Here is a 19,049-nt window from a genome sequence, read left to right on the forward strand (position 1 = left end):
ACGCCAGTCCGGCTAACGCCGAGTCCGGCTAACGCCAGTCCGGCTAACGCCAGTCCGGCTAACGCCAGTCCGCCTAACGCCTGTCTGCCCGTCTAACGCCCCGTCCACCTAACCCCCCGCACGCGGCGCTTCGCTACTCTCTCACTTTCTTGTAGTACTGCATCGGAGACAGTCCGACGTGCTGCTTGAACACCTTGCTGAAATAATAAGGATCGTCCAGTCCGACCAGGTAACCGATCTCGCCGAAGCTCATATGCGTGGCCTGGATCAGCTCCTGCGCATGCTGGATGCGGACCTTGTTGACGTATCTCGTAATGGTGTATCCGGTAAATTCCTTGAACACGCGGTTCAAATAATCGTAGTTCGATTCAAATTCCTTTTCGATTAGACGGCTCGTGATTTTGTCGGCATAATACCGGTGGATAAAGTCCAGCAGCGCATGGACCTTCACAATCGCTTTCGAGCCGGGCCCCTTGTCGCTGCGCAGAACGTTCAGAAAGTACGCCCTCGACAACTCGATCAGCAACTCGGAAAATCGAAGCGCGGTCAGCCCCCTGTTGAAATGTTTGCGCCGGTACAACTGAAGCAGATCGTTCATCGCGTGCATCGTCTGGTGAAAACCGTTTTTGTCCGAAAGGCTGAAATGTTTTGGAAAATGGCAAACCGGTTGTTCGTCGCCTTCGCCGGCATCCTCCAGAATCGAGCGTCTGGCCAGCTCCGCAACATTGTCAACCGATAGGGCGGACATGTCGGGATGCTTGAAATGAAAATAGTAGTAGTCGCAAAGCGCCTTCCGGGTTCCTTCATGTTCCAGACCGGGCTCCAGCAGAAGCATGTCTCCGCGCCTCAGAATGTAATCGACGCCTTCCTCCCGCATATGAAGTTCGCCGTTTTTGATGATATACAGCACATATTCATCCGTATTCCGCTTGAAATGCATCCAGGGAGTCGAGTAGGATACATAGCCCATCAGCTTGATGGCAGGAACGAGTTCCACATTCACGGCCAGCATCCGCAAGCGCTATCCTCTCCTTCGGGAAAAGTCGGTATTGTACAAAAACAGCTGGCATTTCCGATTATTCTATCACAGCCGGCCGAAAATCGCATGGTGTCCGATATTCAGCATCATCGGATAAATAGACGGTTTTTCAGTCTGCAGGCCGATACGCCCAAATCGCAAACAGGAATATCCGACACCATCACAGGAATGCAAACGGTTACCCCCTCCCGGTTCGTACTCCATAATCAAGATGAAACAAATCGATGAGGGGAGTATATAGAGAATGAAAAACGTAAGAAAAGCGGCGCTTACGGCTCTTGCACTGATCGTTGTGCTGGTCATGGCGGCATGCTCGGGCGGTAACGGGGGGAACGAAGGAAGCGCCGGCAACGGTGGCGCCGACAATGGCGGAGGAGACAAGCCGGCCGGCAAAAAGTGACGATCGAATATTGGCATACGTACAGCGATGCGGAAGAGGCCGTGCTCACCGAAAAGATCAAGCCTTTGTTCGAGGAAGCGTATCCGAACATCGAGCTGAAGCTGACCCGCATGCCGTACGAAGGGCTGAAGCAGCAAGTCATCGCGGGCGTGGCCGGCGACGCGGCGCCGGACCTGATGCGCATGGACATCGTATGGGTGCCCGAGTTCGCGGCCCAGAACTCGCTGATGGACTTGAGCAAGCTGGACGGCTTCGAGGAGCTGAAGGCGAATACGTTCGAAGCGCCGATGGCGACGAACTATTATAACGGCGGTTACTATGGCGTGCCGGTCAACACCAATACGAAAGTTGCGATATACAACAAGGCGACGCTGGCCGAAGCGGGTCTGACGGAACCGCCGAAGACGATGGATGAACTGGTCGCGGCGGCCGAAAAGCTGAAGAGCAAAGGCAAATACGGCATCGGCATATCCGGCATTCACGCCTGGGGGCTTGCGCCCTGGTTCTGGAGCCTTGGCGGGTCCATCACCAATGAAGATTACACCGAGGTAGACGGTTATCTGAACAGCGAGGCAAGCGTGAAGGCGCTGGAGACTATCGTCGATTGGAACAACAGAGGACTGGTGCTTCCGGTTATGCTCGGCGGCGAGCCGGGCACCTGGGACGGCATCATCAGCGGCGAATACCTGATGTCCGATGACGGGCCATGGTTCTACAGCACGAAAATCGCAGAGAAGGAAGCGACAGGCTTCGATCCGCTGGAAGAGACCGTCCGGGCGGTTATGCCGGCGGGCGACGGCGGCAGCCGTTCGGTTATCGGCGGCGAGAACCTGGTTATATTCGCCAACTCCAAGCATCCGGAGGAAGCGTGGACGTTCGCGAAGTGGATGCTTACCGAAGAGCCGCAGAAGATTATGGCGGAGACGGGCCTGATCCCGTCGAACAAAGCGGCGGCCGAAGCGATGACCTCGATGAACATCCCGTTCGTCGACACCTATGTGGAGCAGCTGAAAACCGCACTGCCGCGCACGCCGATTCCGCAATGGGGCGAACTGGAAGCGATCTTCAACCTGGCGTTCGAGAAGGCGATCCGCGGCGAGCAGGAGCCGAAGGCTGCGCTTGACGATGCGGTGAAGCAAATCGAAGCGATTTTGAAGTAAAACGAGACAGTATCCATCAGGGCTACTTTGCCAAGCAGCCGCTTCGGCGAAGCAGCCCTTTTCCCGGAAAATACGCATTCCGCTTATTCAACGAAAGGAGTCCTCAAGCTTATGTCCAGTTCCTTCATGTCACCGGAGATCCGTAACGCTCCTCATACAAGGAAGAGCAGGCTAGCGATCGGCCTGAGGCAATGGATGGCGGTGCTGCCGTTCGTGGCGCTTGGCTTTATCGGCACGGCCGTATTCGTGCTTTACCCCATGGTCCGCAATATTATGATCAGCTTCCAGGACTTCAGCATCATGCCGAACGCGACGAACGCGTGGGTCGGCTTCGACAACTATTTGAAGGTGTTCCAGGACCCGAACGACCGGTTTTTCATCGCTTTGCGCAACACCTTTCTGAACGTGGCGGCCACTGTGCCGGTCAACTGGTTCCTTGCCGTGTTCTTCGCGGTGCTGATTAACGCCAAATTCGTCAAATTCAAGATTGCGTTCCGCACCATCTATTACTTGCCGATCGTGACATCCTGGATCATCATCGCACTCTTGTTCAAATATTTGTTCGCGGACGGAGACGGCGGCATTATCAACTTCATCCTGCACAAGCAGCTCGGCATCATTTCGGAACCGATCTCCTGGCGCAACCATTACTGGTCAGCCATGGTGATGATCTGGCTGTTTCACATCTGGAAGACCGTCGGCTGGGGCGTCGTCATCTATCTGGCCGCGCTTCAGGGCATTCCGAAGGATCTGTACGAAGCGGCCGACATCGACGGAGCGAACGTCATGCAGAAGTTCTGGCGCATTACGATTCCGCTCCTGAAGCCGATTACGCTGTTCGTTGTCATCAATCTCATTAACGGCGCCTTCGGTTTCTTCCCGCAAGTTTATTTCATTACCCAAGGCGGACCGATGAACCAGACGCATGTCATTCCGAGCCTGATCTACATCGAGGCGTTCCAGAATATGAAGTTCGGGCCGGCTTCCGCGATGGGCGTCATGATGGGCTTGCTTGTGTTCATTCTCACCTACACGCAAATGAAAAAATCGGAAGACAGCGCATGTTTTAAGGAGGATCGCTAATGAGAACTTCGCTAATCAATCAAATTATCGTTTACGCGATTATCATAACCGGCGCTCTTCTGTTCGTCTTCCCGTTCATTTATATGATCCTGACGACGTTCTTCCTGGGCACGAATACGCTGCCCAAGCCGGATCAGGTCTTTTCGGTCAACATCAATTTCACGAACTATATCACCGTCTGGAACAAAAACAATTTCGTCAACTATTTCATGAACAGCGTCATCGTCACATCCGTTGCGATGGTAGGCTCTCTTTTGCTGGGCGCGCTGACGGCCTACGGCTTCGCCAGATTCACCTTCCCCGGCAAGGAGCTGATTTTCCGTCTGTTCCTGCTGACGATTTTTATCCCGGGCGTCATCAACATTATTCCGCAATTCGTCATTATCAAAGAGATGGGACTCGTGAACACCTACAGCGGCCTGTGGCTCGTTTACATCGCGGGCGGCGTTATCGGCAACGTGTTTTTCCTGCGCGGGTTTTTCGAGAGCATTCCGAAGGAGCTGGAAGAATCCGTTCTGATTGACGGCGGCGGCAACTGGCGCATCTTCTGGAACATCTACCTGCCCCAGTCGCTGCCCGCGTTGGGAACGCTGGCGATCTTTATTTTTCAGGGCACGTGGGAGGAATATTTCCTGGCGCTGACCCTCATCAAGAGCGAAGCGCTGCGTACGCTGCCGATCGCGATTCTGATGTTCAACGACAAGTACTCGACCAACTACGGCCAAGTATTCGCGGCGTCTGTGATCGCCCTGCTGCCTGTCATTCTGCTTTACATGACATTCCAGAAGAAGTTCGTGCAATCCGGCTACAATGAAGGCGGCGTGAAAGGCTAAATCGATGACAAGGAGAATATGCGAATCATGAAAACGACTGGATTCCGGTACGGAACGACGACCGTTTGTGCCGGTATACTGCTCATGTCCGCATTGCTGGCGGGTTGCTTCGGTAAGAAAGAAACGGTCGGACCGCAGAAGGCCGGCAGCGCCGGTCAGATTGCATACGTGACGACGGACAAAGCAAGGTACAATCCCGGCGAACCCGTCCTATATACGGTGACGATGGAAGAGACGGAGCAGGGCGGCGAGCTGATCGTCCGCTACAAGCATCTGGACGAGATCGTCGAAGAAACGACGATACAATGGGACGGCTCCCCGGAGGTGAAGTGGGAGTGGACGCCCCCGAAGGATGATTTCAAAGGCTATATGGCGGAAATTTATTTGAAGCAGGGCCGGGAAATTGCGGATCACGCCAACATTGCGGTGGACGTCTCCTCGGATTGGGGCAAGTTTCCGCGCTACGGCTATCTCGCCGATTTTATGGCGATGGACAGCGCGGAGCAGGAAGAGATTATCGAGCGGCTGAACCGCTACCGCATTAACGGCCTTCAGTTCTACGACTGGCAGTGGAAGCATCATATTCCGCTCAAGATGGACGGGGACCGGCCCGCGTCGCAATGGCCGGATATTGCGAACCGGATGGTGTCCTACGATACGGTCAAAACCTATATCGACCTTGCCCACGGCAAAACATGAAGGCGATGAACTACAACCTGCTGTTCGGCGCGTTCGAGGATGCGGAGGCCGACGGCGTGAAGCGGGAGTGGGGGCTGTTCAAGGACCCTCTGCTGGAAAATCAGGACCGCCATCCGCTGCCGGACAGCTGGGCGAGCGACATTATGCTTATGAATCCCGGCCATGAAGAGTGGCAGCGTTATTTGATCGACAAGGAGAAGGAAGTGTACCGTCATCTGCCGTTTGACGGCTGGCATGTCGATCAGCTCGGCGACCGGGGCATCTTGTACGACGGCAACGCCGACAAGGTCAATTTGCCGGAAACGTACGGCCCGTTCCTGGAAGCGGCGAAGCAGGATCTGGACGTCGATTACGTCATGAACGCGGTCGGCCAATTCGGCCAGCCGTATATCGCGAAGGCGCCGGTGAAGTTCCTGTATACCGAAGTATGGGACGCTCATCCGCTGTACCGCAATTTGAAGGAAATCGTGGACCAGAATCTGAAGTACAGCGGCGGCGGATTAAGCACCGTGTTGGCCGCTTATATGAACTACAATCACGCCGATTCGCCGGGCGAGTTCAACACGCCGGGCGTGCTGCTGACGGACGCCGTCATCTTCGCCTCGGGGGGAGCGCATCTGGAGCTCGGCGAGAACATGCTGGCGAAGGAATATTTTCCGAACAAAAACCTGACCATGCCGGATGCGCTGAAGGATGCGCTGATCGTCTATTACGACTTTCTGACCGCTTATCAAAATCTGCTGCGCGACAAAGCGGCCGATATCGAGCTGCAGGCGGAAACCGTGAACGGTCCGGCGTTATCATCCGAGCCGGAGCGGGGCAAGGTGTGGAGCTTCGCCAAGGAGGCAAGCGGCAGACAGGTGTTTCATCTGATCAACTTCACCGGCGTCACCGGCATGGAATGGAAGGATGCGGACGCGACGCAGACCGAACCGGAAGAGCAGACGGACCTGAAGCTGAAAGTAAACGCGGACGGCAAGGTGAAGAAGGTGTGGATGGCTTCGCCGGATTATTACAACGGTTCTGCGGTCGCTTTGGACTTCACGCAGAAGGACGGCGTGCTGGAGCTGACGCTGCCGAAGCTGAAATATTGGGACATGGTCGTATTGGAATACGGCAGCCGGCCGTAACCGAGCGATTCGGCCGCGTATTTGCGTATAATCAAAGAGACGCCTGATGCAGGCGTCTTTCCGTCGTTGCCGGGGTGTTGGCTACTTTTTCATTTTGCGTTGCCGCAGCGATAGACTACAATAATGGACGGAAGAAGCAACGGAGGAGGAAGGCATGCTCGAAAAATACCGGATAACGAAACGAATGACGTTTACAACGAGAATGATCTTTGCTTTCGTCATCGTCATTCTGATCTCGACCTTGTTTACGAGCTTCTCCTTCTATATCGTATCCAACGCGACCGTGAAGCGGAACGTGCGGGACGCATCGATCCAGATCGCCAAGCAGGGCGCGGATTCCTTATCTTTTATTCTGAATGCCGGCAGCGACGTGTCCGACATGATCTACATCGACCCCCGCATCCGGCATGTGCTTTCGAACAGTCCGACGAGCGGCACGGATCTGCTCGAATGGCGGAGCAATGAGGATGAAATGAAGAGCTTCCTGAACAATGCCGTCTATTCCAGCTCCTTCGTCAGCATCGTATACGTCCTGAAGGACAGCGCGACGGGATGGGGCAGCGGCACCTTCTCCAGAATCAAGCTGTCGCGCTACGATGTGGAAAACCAGCCCTGGACGGCGAAGGCCCGCAAGCTGGAAGGAGGACTCGTGTGGGACGGGATTCAGGCGGATCAGCTCAGCAGCGCCGGCGATACGACACAGATGGTGCTGCCGATCGGCCGGGCGATCAAGGATTACGTGAGCAACGAGACGATCGGTTATATTCTCGTCAATCTGAACGGACGCAAGGTGATCGACACCATTGAGGAGATGAAGCTCGGCGAGACCGGGAGCTTCCTCGTCGTCGACGGGGAGGGGCGCATCATGATTGCCGCGGATACGGACCAAATCGGCAAGCCGGTCGACAACCCGGAGCTGCTCTCCCATATTACGGAAGATCCCTACGTCGAATTCGAGTTTCGCCAGGGCGATATACCGTATTACGGCGTGAAGCAGGCGCTCAGCAACGGCTGGATGCTGGTCGGGACCGTCCCCGTTCACGAGATTACCGACAAGCTGGGCGCGCTGCACCGGAACATTCTGTTCTCCTTCGGAGCGTTCACCCTGCTCGGGATCGGCATGGGGCTGATCATCGCCAATCGGGTCACGCGGCCGATCAAGCAGCTGACAAGACAGATGAAGCGGGTGCAGAAGGGCGATTTGACCGTGCAGACCGATGTGCGCACAAGCGACGAATTCGGCCTCTTGAGCCATCAGTTCAACAAAATGATTACCGACATCAATCGGTTGATGGAGCAGGTGACCGAGGAGCAGAAGCGGAAGCAGGAGGCGGAGCTGCGGGCGGTCATCCACCGCATCAATCCGCATTTTCTGTTCAATACGCTCGGCACGATCCGGTGGCTGATCAAATACGGGCAGTCGGAGCGGGCTTACGAAGGTATTTCCGCCCTGACGAGATTGCTGGAAGCGAATATGGGCAGGAAAGGCAATTTCGTGACGATTGCCGAGGAACTGGACATTATCGAAAAATATTTGGTCATTCTGGAAATGCGCTACAACAAGCGCTTCAAGCTGACCGTTCGGAAGGACGACGATGCGGCGGAGCTGCCGGTGCCGCGCATGCTGATTCAGCCGCTGGTCGAGAACGCGATCTTTCACGGCATCGTGCCGAAAAATACGGACGGCGAAATCGAAATCGAGGTTCGTCAGGAAGGGGAGGCGACCGTCATTACGGTCGCAGACGACGGCCTTGGCATTTTGCCTCACAAGTCGGAACTGACGAAGTCGGTGGAAGAAGCGGTCCGGGGCGGCGTGACAGGCATCGGCCTTCAGCATGTGTACGAAAGCGTGCGGCTTTATTTCGATCGGGCCTCGGAGGTGGCACTGCATCGCCGGGAAGAAGGCGGCACGCTGGCCAAGATCGTCCTGTATCCGCAAAAAAATGCCGCAGCAGGAAAGGTGAGCGATAATGTGGCGGGCAATGATTGTTGACGACGAGCCGATCATTCGTTTCGGGATCAAGGCTTCGGTAGACTGGACGGGGAAGGGATCGAGATTGCGGCCGACTGCGCGAACGGAGCGGAGGCGCTGCAGAGGCTGGAAAGAGAGCCGATCGATATTCTGATTACGGATATCAAGATGCCGATTATGGACGGTCTGGACCTGACGCGGCGCGCGCTGGCGATCAATCCCGGCATGAAGGTCATACTCGTGAGCAGCCACAACGACTTCGAGTACGTAAGGGAAGGAATCAAGCTCGGTGTCGTGGATTACATTCTGAAGCATACGCTGGAGCCGGAGGAGCTGCTCGAGATCGTGCGCAAGTGCAAGGAGACGCTCGAGGAAGAGCGCCGGATGCGCAGCCGGCTGAATGGCGCAGACCGGGAAAAGGCAGCGCTGCTGCGCAAACGCTACGAGGGCGAGCTGAAGCTGCATCTGATCCAGCGCACGGAGCGTCTGCCGGCAGGCGAATATCCGGCATGGCTTGACGATGCGTATATCGCGCTCCATATTAAGCTGAACCGGATATCGGCAATCGAAGAGCAGCACGGCTATTTGTACAAGTCGGTTTTGCTCGAGCAATTTGCGGATGCGCTGTACGCGGAAGTGCCGGAGGGGATCGCGGTTCAGACGGCGGAAAATGAGTTGTTTTTCCTGATGCCCGGGCCTAAGGATAATTCCGGTCCGCAGGCCGGCCCGCCGATGGCCGAACGTCTTCGCGGGCTGAAGGGGCTGCTTGAGCTCGATGGCGGAACCAGCGTAACGTTCGGTTATGCGGAAGGCCGGGGAGCAGACGAAATCCGCGCCGTCTTCGTTCGCAGCCAGGAAGCGTCCGACCGGGGCTTCTTCGAGGGCAGCGGCATCTTCGCATACGATGCGTCCGCCGCAATTCGGCGCGAAGGCAAGCATCTGCCTACGATGTATCAAACGGCTGCGGCCGCCGGCGACGAACGGGTCGGCGAGCTGCTGGAGGAATGGCGCGCCGATTGGTCGCAGGGCGGCCGCTCGCCCATTGCGCTGAAGGAAGAGGCGAGCCGCGTATTGTCCTTGATGTTCAAGCGGCATGTGGACCCCTATGCGCTTGTGGATTGCTTCGACCGGCTGTTCAAGACGGAGACGCTCGACGAGCAGTGCGAAACGCTGAAGCTCAGTATCGCGGAGCTGCGGAAGGCCCGCCTGGAAAGCTTCGATGCGCAGGGCACGGGCCATCCGATCGACAAGGCGCTGGACTACATCCGCGCGCATTATTTGGAGACGTTGACGCTGCAGCAGGTTGCCGATTTCGTTCATGTGAGCAAAAATTATTTTTCGATTCTGTTCAAGAAGGTAACGGGCCAAAATTTCATCGACTACGTTATCACGCTGCGCATCCAGAAGGCGAAGGAGCTGCTCGCCGGCACCGAGCTGAAGGTGTACGAGGTGGCGGAGCAGTCCGGCTTTAACGACGTGAAGTACTTCAGTAAGCTCTTCAAGAAGATGACCGGCCACTCGCCCGTCGATTACCGGGAGTGGCATCCGCACCGGACGACTGGCGGCGGGACCTTGAAGGGAGAGAGCGCCCCATGAAGTTGAGAACGCTCAAAGCGCTGCCCGCAGCCGTTATAATGGTCGCAGCGCTCGGAGGCTGCATGGGCAATTCCGTCATTGACGACATGAGCACGGTGAAAAGGCTCGGCGACGAGCCGCAGAAGCGCATCGTCATCTGGCATACGTACAGCGACGAAGAAACGGTTGTGTTCGAGAAGGAGGTCATTCCGAAGTTCGAGGCGGAGCATCCCGACATTCGCATCGAATCGGTAAGGCAGACCCATAACCGGGAATACCACGCCGCTCTGCTTGCGCGCGCGTCGGCAGGGAAGACGCCGGACATTATCCGCATGGATTATACGTGGGTGTCCCTGTTCGCTCAACGCAATCTGCTGCAGCCGCTGGAGCGGTTTCCCGAGTTCGGGAACGTGTCGCGGCAGCTGCAGGGACGCATGATGGAGACGAACCGTTACGCCGATCATACCTACGGACTTCCGCTCAACATCACGACGAAAGCGGCCATTTACAATGAGCGGCTTCTGTCCGGGCTGGGCGTTGCCGAGCCGCCGTCCTCCTTCTCCGAGCTTGTGAAGCTTGCCCGCGACAACGGGTACGCGCTGGGCATGTCGGACGTCGGCATGTGGAACAGTCTGCCGTATTTTATGGCGCTCGGAGGACAGCTGGCGGATGAAGACTTCACCCGCACAGACGGCTATTTGAACAGCGAACGGAGCATAGCGGCGATGAAGCAATTGCTCGGGCTGTACCGGGAAGGCGTCATCAATCCGTGGTTGCTGAAGGGGAACGCCGATTTGTGGCGGGAGGTGTACGACGAGGACCGCTTCCTCATGATCGACGAGGGGCCGTGGTATTACAGCATTCTTCTGAATTCCTCGGGCGTGGAGGTCGATCTGCTGGAGCGGACGAAGCCGGCGCCTTTCCCGACAGACGGCGAATACGGCTCCGTCATCGGCGGCGAAAGCCTTGTGATGACCAAAGGCGCGCGCCACAAGCCGGAGGCATGGACATTCATGAGCTGGCTGGTGAAGAAGGAAACGCAGCTGACGCTCCTCAAGGCCGGGCTCATTCCGGTCAATACCGAAGCTTTCGAGGAAGGCCGCCGCTCGGACAGCAAGGCCAACCGTTATCTGGAAGCTTTTATGGACGGGATTCAGCAAGCTTTCTATCGTCCCGCCATCCCGCAATGGAATGAGGTGGAGAAGCTGTACGAAGCGGCGATGGAGGATATATTCATGCGGGGCAGCGATGTGGAAACGACGCTTCGGGAGACGTCCGAAAAATCGACGCGCTGCTGGCAAATCAGGAGAAAAAGTCGGTATTGTACAAATAAAGTATCTTCTTGCCATTTCCGTCCGGTTTTCCGCCGTCTATACTGAGTGGGTGACCCAAGGATGAGGAGGTTCGAGAATGAAATTGTTTCGTATCGGGTTGATCGGACTGGGCGGAATGGCGAACGTTCATATAAACGGTTTGAAAAACGTGCCCAACACGACCATCACCGCCATTTGCGATGTTCAGCATGCCGCTCTCGAAAAGGTCGGCGATCAACTGGGTATTCCGCCGGAGAAGCGGTTCACCGATTTTCACAAGCTGATTCGGGATGAAGATGTCGATGCCGTAGTTTCCGTGACGCCCAATCTGGTGCACGCGGAAATTATGAGAAGTTGCTTGGAAGCGAAAAAGCCGTTTTTGTCGGAGAAACCGTTTACGATGACCTTCGACGAGGCGGAAGAGCTGAAACGGTATTATGAACAGGGGCCTGTCCCTGCGATGATCGGCTTTAGCTACCGCTATACGCCGGCTTTCCGGTATGCCAAGGAATGGCTGACGCAAGGGAAAATCGGGGACGTACGGAGCTTCTCGGTTCAATATTTGCAAAGCTGGGGGGCCGCCGTTTACAATCAGCCTTTCGTATGGAGATTGGACAAAAGCGTGACCGGCACCGGGGCGCTTGGCGATTTGGGCGCGCATATGATCGATCTGGCCCACTACCTGATCGGTCCTTTCCGGGAATTGTCGGCGAATTTGGAAACGTTTATTTCCAGCAGAAAAAGCCTGACCTCCGACGAATGGATCAAGGTGGAAGTGGACGATTTTGCCAGCTTTCAGGCACGGATGGCAAACGGTGCGGCCGGCGTGTTCCAGACGTCGCGCAACGCGATCGGTTCCGGCAATCAACTGGAAATCTCGTTGTACGGCGACCGGGGAACGCTGCATGCCAGCACGCTTCATCCGGACAAGCTGGTCTGGATCCACATCGATGAGGAAAGCGGCGAACTCGTGGAGAAGAAGTTGGATGTACCGCAACGGGTCAAGCTGTCCCAGTGGGAAGACTTCGCCGGTCTGCTGGCCGGAACGCCGAGCGGCAGCTTGCCCGATTTCATGGCCGGTTATGAAAATCAGAAAGTACTGGAGGCCGTCGTCCGCTCGAATGAATGGAAACGGACGGTTTCGGTCGAGGACCTTTCCGCACGGACACTTGAATAGAAAGAAGGCGATCCGTTCATGCTGCCGTTCAGGACATCGTTAAACGCTTCAACCTTGTTCCCGTTCAAGCTGGAATTGAAGGAACAAATCCGCGTAGCCGCGGAAGCGGGATATGAGGGAATCGAAATTTGGATGCGCGATTTGGAAGCTTATGCCGCTGCCGGCCATACGTTGGCGTCGTTAAAAAGATATATTGCGGATACGGGAATCGCCGTCGTGAACGCGATCGCCTTCTTCAAATGGGCGGATGAAGACCCTGCGGTCCGCGAGCAAAGCTTCGGGCAGGCCAAGCGGGAGATGGAGATGCTGGCCGAAATCGGCTGCGGCGCGGTGGCGGCTCCGCCTTTCGGCCAAGTAGAGAACGTGCCGCTGGAGGAGATGGCGGCTCAATATGCCAGATTGATCGAGCTCGGCAGGCCATTGGGCGTCGAGCCGTATCTGGAGTTTTGGGGAAGGGCCCGCAAGCTGTCGAAGCTCAGCGAGGCCGTATATGTCGCGATGGAAAGCGGGTATCCGGATGCGAAGCTGCTGCTCGATCCGTTCCATATGTACGTCGGCGGCAGCCGTCTGGAGACGCTGTCCTATTTGAACGGCAGCCGGATCGGGATCGTTCATGTCAATGATTATCCGGCTTCGCCCGGCCGGGAGCATATCGCCGACCGGGACCGTCTGTTCCCGGGCGACGGCATCGCTCCTTCCGCCACATTCGCGAGATTGCTCTACGAAATCGGTTACGATGGCTTTCTGTCGCTGGAATTGTTTACGGAGGATTTCGGCGGCCAATCTGCGCTTGACGTAGCCTCCCTCGGTTTGATGAAGATGCGGGCCGCGTATGCAATCTCCGGCCAAACGGCAAATAATTCTTGAATAAACAGGAAGATTCAAGTATCTTGAACATGCAGATATCGATATGCTGCCGAGCGTCCTCACGGAGGTCCGGGAGCATTTTTTCATTACGGAGGGCGGGGGAGTTGTGCGATCGTTTTGGATCTGGCTGTTCATGCTGGCGGCAAGCTGGCTCGCCGCGCTGCTGCATAACGGCATGGAGCAGGTGCGCGCCTATGAACTGGCCGGCTGCGCCGTTTTTTCGCCTTGTTCTTCCTGGCGCCGCTTCTCCGGTTTCGGCCGATTGCTTTGACGGCGCTGCTCACAGCCTCCGCCGCCGCCGCCGCGGCGACTTTCTGGCCCGGACAGGCGGATGCCGCCAATCCGTATTCGCTGTTGATCTATACGATCGCGGCCGGCAAGGCGGTCTATCGTCTGCCGCCTCCGCACGCGCTCGTCGCAGGCGTTGCCGCTCTGGTGGCCGCATTGTCGCCGGAGCTGGCGGGAAAGCCGTTCTGGCCGCTCGGCTTTCTGCTGTTGTATGCACTCATCTTCGGTTCGGCTGCCGCCGTGTACCGGACGGTTCGTTCGGAGCTGGAGGAGACATCGGCGGTCAAAGATGCGCTGCTCAGCGAATACCGCAGGCTCAAACGGACCGGGGCGGCGGGAGAAGAGATCGCCAGACAGCAGGAGCGTACGAAGATCGCGAGAGATATGCATGACTCGGTCGGGCACCGGCTGACGAATTTGCTGATGCAGCTCGAGGTGTTCAGGCTGCAGTCGGACGGCGAGACGGCCGCCCGGTTCGAGGCGTTGAAGCAATATGCGCAGGAAAGTCTGAACGAAACCCGCAAGGCGGTAAAGGCGCTCCATCGGGAAGAGACAGAGGGGCTCGGGGCGATCATGGAGCTGATCCGCAGGCAGGAAGCGGAAAATTTCGTCCGCGTCAAGTTCTCGCTCGGGGAAGGCGTATTGTCCGTTCCGCTTACCGCCAGGCAGTCGGCCGCCATCTACCGGGCTGTCCAGGAAGCGCTGACCAATGCGATGAGATATGGCACTTCCAGGCAGGTCGAGATCGAATTCGAGGCGCCGGGCAGGCGCGTGTTCCGCTTTCACGTATCCAACCCCTGGAACGCCAAGCCGGAGTTTCGGGAAGGCTTCGGGCTGTCGTCGATGCGGGAGCGTCTGGAAGCGCTCGGCGGCCGGTTGCATATTGCTGCCGGTCACAGCCGGTTTATTGTGGAAGGCACGCTTCCGCTAGTCGTGGAGGAGGGAAAAGATGATCCGAATATTGCTGGCTGAGGATCAGGCGATGGTGCGCCAAGGGCTCAAAATGATGATCGAGACCGATCCGGAGATGAAGGTGACGGGCGAGGCGCGGAACGGCCGGGAAGCGGTTCAGCTGTGCGAAACGCATCGCTTCGACATCGCGGTGATGGATATTCGCATGCCGGAGATGGATGGCCTGGAGGCGACCGGCATCATCCGCTCCCGCTGGCCGTCGTGCAAAGTGCTGATACTGACGACGTTCAATGACGACGATTACGCGCTTGAAGCGCTGAAACGGGGCGCAAGCGGCTATATGCTGAAGGATGCCGATCCGGCGCAGCTTACCCGGTCGATCCGGAGCGCGCTCTCCGGCGGCGTGTCGCTGGAAGACCAGGTGGCGGCCAAAGTGCTGCCCCGTCTGCTGAGGACCGGCGAACCGAAGCTGGCGGAACCCGATCCGTCGCTTACGCCGCGCGAGCGGGACATTGCGAGGCTTGTCGGCGAAGGATGCAGCAATCAGGAAATCGCCGAGCGGCTGTCGTTATCGGTCGGAACAGTGAAGAACCATATCAGTCAGGTGCTCGACAAGCTTGAATTGCGGGACCGGACACAGCTGGCGATCTACGCCATCCGCCACGACCTCGTGTAACAGCCATGACGGAAGTCATGGCCGGGCGGCAAATGAATGACGGAAGACAGTGGAAGCACTGTCTTTTTTCTTTATACTGGATACATATCGGCCAACCGGCAAGAAGGAGCGCATGCATCATGTTGGAAACAACGGAATTGGTAAAACGTTTTAAAGGAACCTATGCCGTTCAAGGCGTCAGTCTCTACCTTGACAAGGGCGAATCGGTCGGGCTGCTCGGACCGAACGGTGCTGGCAAATCGACGACGATCTCGATGATCTCCTCACTCATCAAGCCGACATCCGGCGATGTCCTGCTGTACGGAAATAGCGTGGTGAAAAACCCTGCGGCCATTCGCAAGGTGCTTGGCGTCGTGCCCCAGGAAATCGCCCTCTACGAAGAATTGACCGCTTACGAGAACTTGAAATTTTTCGGCCGCATCTACAAGCTGAAGGGCAAGGAGCTGGAGTTGCGCATACAGGAAGTGCTGGACATGGTCGGCTTGCGGGAGAGACAGAAGGAGCTGGTGCGCACCTACTCGGGAGGGATGAAGCGCCGCATCAATATCGCCGCTGCGCTGCTGCATGAGCCGGAGATCGTCATTATGGACGAACCGACAGTCGGCATTGATCCGCAATCCCGCAATCATATTCTGGATACGGTACGGCTGCTGAACCGGGAGAAGGGGACGACGGTGCTGTACACGAGCCATTACATGGAAGAGGTCGAGCAGCTGTGCAGCCGGATGTACATTATGGATCACGGCAAAGTGATTGCATCGGGGAGCAAGCAGGAGCTGAAGCGCATATTGACCGGGGAGGATATCCTGCATCTCCAGCTGGACGGGCCGGGCGCCGGGATGGCCGGGGAGCTGCGCATGCTGGATGCCGTCCTGCAAGTCGAAGAGACGGAGAACGGACTGAAGCTGATCGTCGCCAAGCAGAGCCGGATACTCTCGCAGGTCGTGCAGATCGCCGAGCGGCATCAGGTCGAAATTCTCCGCGTTCATGTGCATACGCCCAGCCTGGAAGATGTGTTCCTGCATCTGACCGGCCGTACATTACGGGATTGACGGAAGGGAACGGTCGTCATGTTTGTGTGGAAAGATTTGCTGTTGTTCTGGAGAGACCGGAAAGGACTCGTTCTGCTGCTGCTCATGCCTTTTCTGATGATTCTGATACTGGGCTTCGCCATGAAAGGATTGATGGAAGGCTCGCCGGAAGCGCTGCGGATGAAGGCGGCATTGGTCGTCGAAGACGACGAAGCGTCCGGCATCGAGCGCTTTCGTACGGAGCTTCGGAGACGTTCGTTGCCCGAAGCGGCCGAATCCGCGCTGGCCGCAAGCGCGGAGCAAGCTTCGCCCTATACGCTGCTGAAGCGCATGATGGAGAATGAAGAAGTCGGCAAGTTCGTCGAATTCGTGCCGATGGATGCCGAGACCGCTCATACGGCGCTGGAGAGCGGTGAAGTGAAGGCTGTACTGACCGTACCGCCGGAGTTCACGTACAAGGCGCTTGTGGGCATGCTGCTCGGCGAAGACGGCGGCGCTGCGCTGCGTCTGACGGCGGGCGAATCGCCGGTGCATGTCGACGTGCTGCAAGGTATGCTGAACGGCTTCGTCCGCTCGTTGAATTTCCGGACCGCCCTGGGCGAATATGGCCGTCCGGACGCCGAGCCGGCGCTTGCCGCAGGCGGCGTGGAGTCGATGACGGATGCCAAGCCGATGAATTCGTTCCTTTATTTCACTTTGGCGATGAGCGTCATGTTCGTCTTGTTCGTAGCCGGCACGACCGCCGCCAAAGCATTCGCCGAGTTGCGCGGCCGCGTATTCGACCGCGTGCTGCTGGCCGATCGTCACCCGCTGCGCTTTCTGGGCGGCAAGGCGGGGGCGGCCTTCTGTGTCGCATGGCTGCAGCTTACGCTGCTGTTTGTCCTGTCGCATCTTGCCTTCGGCTTGTTCCCGGGCCGGCCCTTCTCTTTCTGGCTTGGGCTCTCTGCGATCAATGCCGTCTTGTCCATAGGCGTAGGGGGCTTTGCGGCGCTGCTTACGGCGCTCAACTTCCGCTTTCGAAGCTCGACCGCGAGCTCGATGTTCAGCAGCATCGCGGTTACGGTCATGGCGCTTGCGGGCGGAAGCTTCACCCCTGCCTCGCTGTTGCCGGACTGGGTCATGCAGATCGGCGTATGGACGCCCAACGGGCTGGCGATATCACTGTATACGCTGTGGATTCAAGGCTTTGCGGCAGTGGACATGGCGCCTTCGCTTTTGAAGCTGGCAGCCTTTGCCGTTCTGACCTTGACTGCGGGCATCTATCTGTTCCCGGCAAGGAGGCGAGTTGCATGATCGCTGTATTTCTGGCTCAATGGCAAAAAGAAAAACGTTCGCCTTACGCGATTCTGTTATTCATCGCGCTCGGCATTATGCTGACGATCGTGTTCGGGATGGGAGCGGCCAAGAAAATGTCGTACGCCGTCTACGCCGGCGACGGGCTGGAAGCGCCGCAAGCGGCGGAATGGGTGCGGCTGCTGAACCGGGAGGGAAAGTTCGAATTCCGGCTGATCGAGGAAGAGCGGGCGCTGCGCGACGTCCGGGAAGGAAGGGCGGAGCTGGCCGTCAAGCTGATGGCGGAAGATTACCGTATCGTCATGGCGGCCGACAATCCGGCCAACCGGGAAGTGGAGGAGCTGGTCCGCACCGTATATAACGAAGAGCTGCAGCTTCGCGCCGCTGCCGCAAGCGCGGACGATCCGCAGCAATATCTCGAAGATGTCGAGCGGCGCTTGCGGCAGCCCCCGCTGGCGCTGGAGATCGAAGCGGCGGATGGCGGAGAGCCGGTCCGGAACGACATGAGCTTGCAGCTGTTGTTCGCCTTCACCCTGTATACGGTCATTATGACGGTCGGTTACAAGGTGAATGCGGTCATGGAAGAGCGGAGCTCGGGCGTCTGGGACCGGATGATCCTCTCTCCGCTGCGGAAGACGGAAATTTATCTCGGTCATATGGGGTACAGCTTCTGCATCGGGATGACGCATATTGCAGTTGCCCTGGCGTTGTTCCGCTATGTGTTCGGCTTTCCGATCGGAGACCGTTACGGCATGCTGCTCGTCGTCGCCGCCATCTACACAATCGCGCTCGTTGCTGTCGGCATGCTGCTCACCGGCTTGACGAGAACGCCGGAGCAATTCGGTATTGTGCTGCAGATCGCCGCCGCCGCCATGCCGCTCCTCGGCGGAGCCTACTGGCCGCCCGGGACGGTCACGAATCCGATTATTCTGGCCGTCTCCGAATTCGTTCCGCTTACGCATGCGATGGAAGCGATGAAAGGGATCGCCTTGCAGCAGTACGGTCCGGCCGAACTTGCCGCACCGCTGGCTAAACTGCTGCTGATTGCCGTTCTCTGCATGGGCGTCGGCATCAACATGGTCGAGCGGCGTTCCCATTAGCGGCGGCGGGACCGAGCGTTAGCGAAACGGCCGGCTGCCGGCTGTGCCGCCCGGCGCGCACCTAGGCCGCATGGCGCACGGCCATAACCGCATGGTGCACGGCCTCAACCGCATAGCGCGCAGCCATAACCGCACGGCGCACGGCCTCAACCGCATGGCGCACGGCCATAACCGCACGGCGCACGGCCTCAACCGCACGGCGCACGGCCATAACCGCACGGCGCACGGCGAATAAGCACTTCGTTTCCGCAGGAAACGGGTGCTTTTTAATATTAAAGTATAAAACTCACTTCCTATTTGCCTTTGTTTAACCGTCCGCGCCTTCCGTCAAATCGTCGCCCGTCCGTCGGTACCCCGCCTTCAGCCCCCTTTCTCGATTTACTTTGGCGAAAAAACTGCAAAAATACAGGAACTTTGGCCCGAATAGATGACTATGGAGTAAAATCCTGCAAAAATACAGTATTTTGGTAAAATCCGCTTGTTGGGCTTGAACGGATCAAA

At 57.4% G+C, this 19,049-nt stretch carries 17 protein-coding genes and 1 pseudogene; 16 read left to right on the top strand and 2 right to left on the bottom strand.

All coding sequences use genetic code 11. The features are described 5' to 3' along the window. Positions 1–133 precede the first annotated feature (133 nt). Positions 134–1,012 (bottom strand): AraC family transcriptional regulator, encoded by an 879-nt coding sequence (locus tag PACILC2_RS22710; RefSeq protein ID WP_213531058.1) that lies wholly within the window; start codon positions 1,010–1,012, stop codon positions 134–136. A gap of 271 nt (positions 1,013–1,283) precedes the next feature. On the opposite strand from PACILC2_RS22710, the gene PACILC2_RS22715 reads away from it, so the two are divergent. The 16 genes and pseudogenes from PACILC2_RS22715 (at position 1,284) to PACILC2_RS22795 (ending at position 18,548) form a co-directional block, all read left to right on the top strand. Beyond that, positions 1,284–1,439: a hypothetical protein gene (locus PACILC2_RS22715; RefSeq protein WP_213531024.1), complete on the top strand. Its 156-nt coding sequence runs from the start codon at positions 1,284–1,286 to the stop codon at positions 1,437–1,439. Continuing rightward, positions 1,436–2,599, top strand: a complete 1,164-nt coding sequence (locus tag PACILC2_RS22720; RefSeq protein WP_213531026.1) for an extracellular solute-binding protein — start codon at positions 1,436–1,438, stop codon at positions 2,597–2,599. Before PACILC2_RS22715 ends, PACILC2_RS22720 begins: the two co-directional genes overlap by 4 nt. A gap of 111 nt (positions 2,600–2,710) precedes the next feature. Next, positions 2,711–3,682 carry a carbohydrate ABC transporter permease gene (locus tag PACILC2_RS22725; protein ID WP_213531028.1) on the top strand — a complete coding sequence of 324 codons (972 nt, stop codon included), beginning with the start codon at positions 2,711–2,713 and terminating at the stop codon, positions 3,680–3,682. Beyond that, positions 3,682–4,515 (top strand): carbohydrate ABC transporter permease, encoded by an 834-nt coding sequence (locus tag PACILC2_RS22730; protein WP_062493699.1) that lies wholly within the window; start codon positions 3,682–3,684, stop codon positions 4,513–4,515. Before PACILC2_RS22725 ends, PACILC2_RS22730 begins: the two co-directional genes overlap by 1 nt. A 225-nt stretch (positions 4,516–4,740) precedes the next feature. After that, positions 4,741–6,344, top strand: a pseudogene (locus PACILC2_RS22740) (glycoside hydrolase family 66 protein). Positions 6,345–6,498: 154 nt separating this feature from the next. Continuing rightward, positions 6,499–8,337, top strand: coding sequence for a cache domain-containing sensor histidine kinase (locus tag PACILC2_RS22745; RefSeq protein WP_213531034.1), 1,839 nt, complete (start codon positions 6,499–6,501; stop codon positions 8,335–8,337). Positions 8,338–8,379: 42 nt separating this feature from the next. Next, complete coding sequence (locus tag PACILC2_RS22750) at positions 8,380–9,912, top strand: response regulator transcription factor (RefSeq protein WP_280515376.1); 1,533 nt, start codon at positions 8,380–8,382, stop codon at positions 9,910–9,912. Continuing rightward, positions 9,909–11,270, top strand: coding sequence for an extracellular solute-binding protein (locus PACILC2_RS22755; RefSeq protein WP_213531038.1), 1,362 nt, complete (start codon positions 9,909–9,911; stop codon positions 11,268–11,270). The genes PACILC2_RS22750 and PACILC2_RS22755 overlap by 4 nt, the downstream gene beginning before the upstream one ends. 31 nt (positions 11,271–11,301) lie before the next feature. Further along, the gene (locus tag PACILC2_RS22760; RefSeq protein WP_213531040.1) at positions 11,302–12,381 is read left to right on the top strand and encodes a Gfo/Idh/MocA family protein; all 1,080 of its coding nucleotides are present in this window, start codon (positions 11,302–11,304) and stop codon (positions 12,379–12,381) included. A gap of 18 nt (positions 12,382–12,399) precedes the next feature. Continuing rightward, positions 12,400–13,248 (top strand): sugar phosphate isomerase/epimerase family protein, encoded by an 849-nt coding sequence (locus PACILC2_RS22765; RefSeq protein ID WP_213531042.1) that lies wholly within the window; start codon positions 12,400–12,402, stop codon positions 13,246–13,248. 106 nt (positions 13,249–13,354) lie between these two features. Continuing rightward, positions 13,355–13,519, top strand: a complete 165-nt coding sequence (locus PACILC2_RS22770) for a hypothetical protein (protein WP_213531044.1) — start codon at positions 13,355–13,357, stop codon at positions 13,517–13,519. Further along, a complete protein-coding gene (locus PACILC2_RS22775) occupies positions 13,516–14,508 on the top strand; it encodes a sensor histidine kinase (RefSeq protein ID WP_213531046.1) in 993 nt (330 codons plus the stop codon). The genes PACILC2_RS22770 and PACILC2_RS22775 overlap by 4 nt, the downstream gene beginning before the upstream one ends. Beyond that, positions 14,486–15,124 carry a response regulator gene (locus PACILC2_RS22780; RefSeq protein WP_213531048.1) on the top strand — a complete coding sequence of 213 codons (639 nt, stop codon included), beginning with the start codon at positions 14,486–14,488 and terminating at the stop codon, positions 15,122–15,124. The genes PACILC2_RS22775 and PACILC2_RS22780 overlap by 23 nt, the downstream gene beginning before the upstream one ends. Before the next feature lie 119 nt (positions 15,125–15,243). Then, positions 15,244–16,176: an ABC transporter ATP-binding protein gene (locus PACILC2_RS22785; protein ID WP_213531050.1), complete on the top strand. Its 933-nt coding sequence runs from the start codon at positions 15,244–15,246 to the stop codon at positions 16,174–16,176. An 18-nt stretch (positions 16,177–16,194) separates the two neighbouring features. Beyond that, entirely contained in the window at positions 16,195–17,448 is a 1,254-nt protein-coding gene (locus PACILC2_RS22790) for an ABC transporter permease (RefSeq protein WP_213531052.1), read from the top strand. Further along, the gene (locus PACILC2_RS22795) at positions 17,445–18,548 is read left to right on the top strand and encodes an ABC transporter permease (protein ID WP_213531054.1); all 1,104 of its coding nucleotides are present in this window, start codon (positions 17,445–17,447) and stop codon (positions 18,546–18,548) included. Before PACILC2_RS22790 ends, PACILC2_RS22795 begins: the two co-directional genes overlap by 4 nt. Positions 18,549–18,609: 61 nt before the next feature. On the opposite strand, the gene PACILC2_RS22800 is transcribed toward PACILC2_RS22795, so the two are convergent. Then, the gene (locus PACILC2_RS22800) at positions 18,610–18,774 is read right to left on the bottom strand and encodes a hypothetical protein (protein WP_213531056.1); all 165 of its coding nucleotides are present in this window, start codon (positions 18,772–18,774) and stop codon (positions 18,610–18,612) included. Between the last annotated feature and the right edge of the window lie 275 nt (positions 18,775–19,049).

Origin of the sequence: Paenibacillus cisolokensis (assembly GCF_018403665.1) — a bacterium.
Taxonomy (GTDB): Bacteria; Bacillota; Bacilli; order Paenibacillales; family Paenibacillaceae; genus Paenibacillus_AH; species Paenibacillus_AH cisolokensis.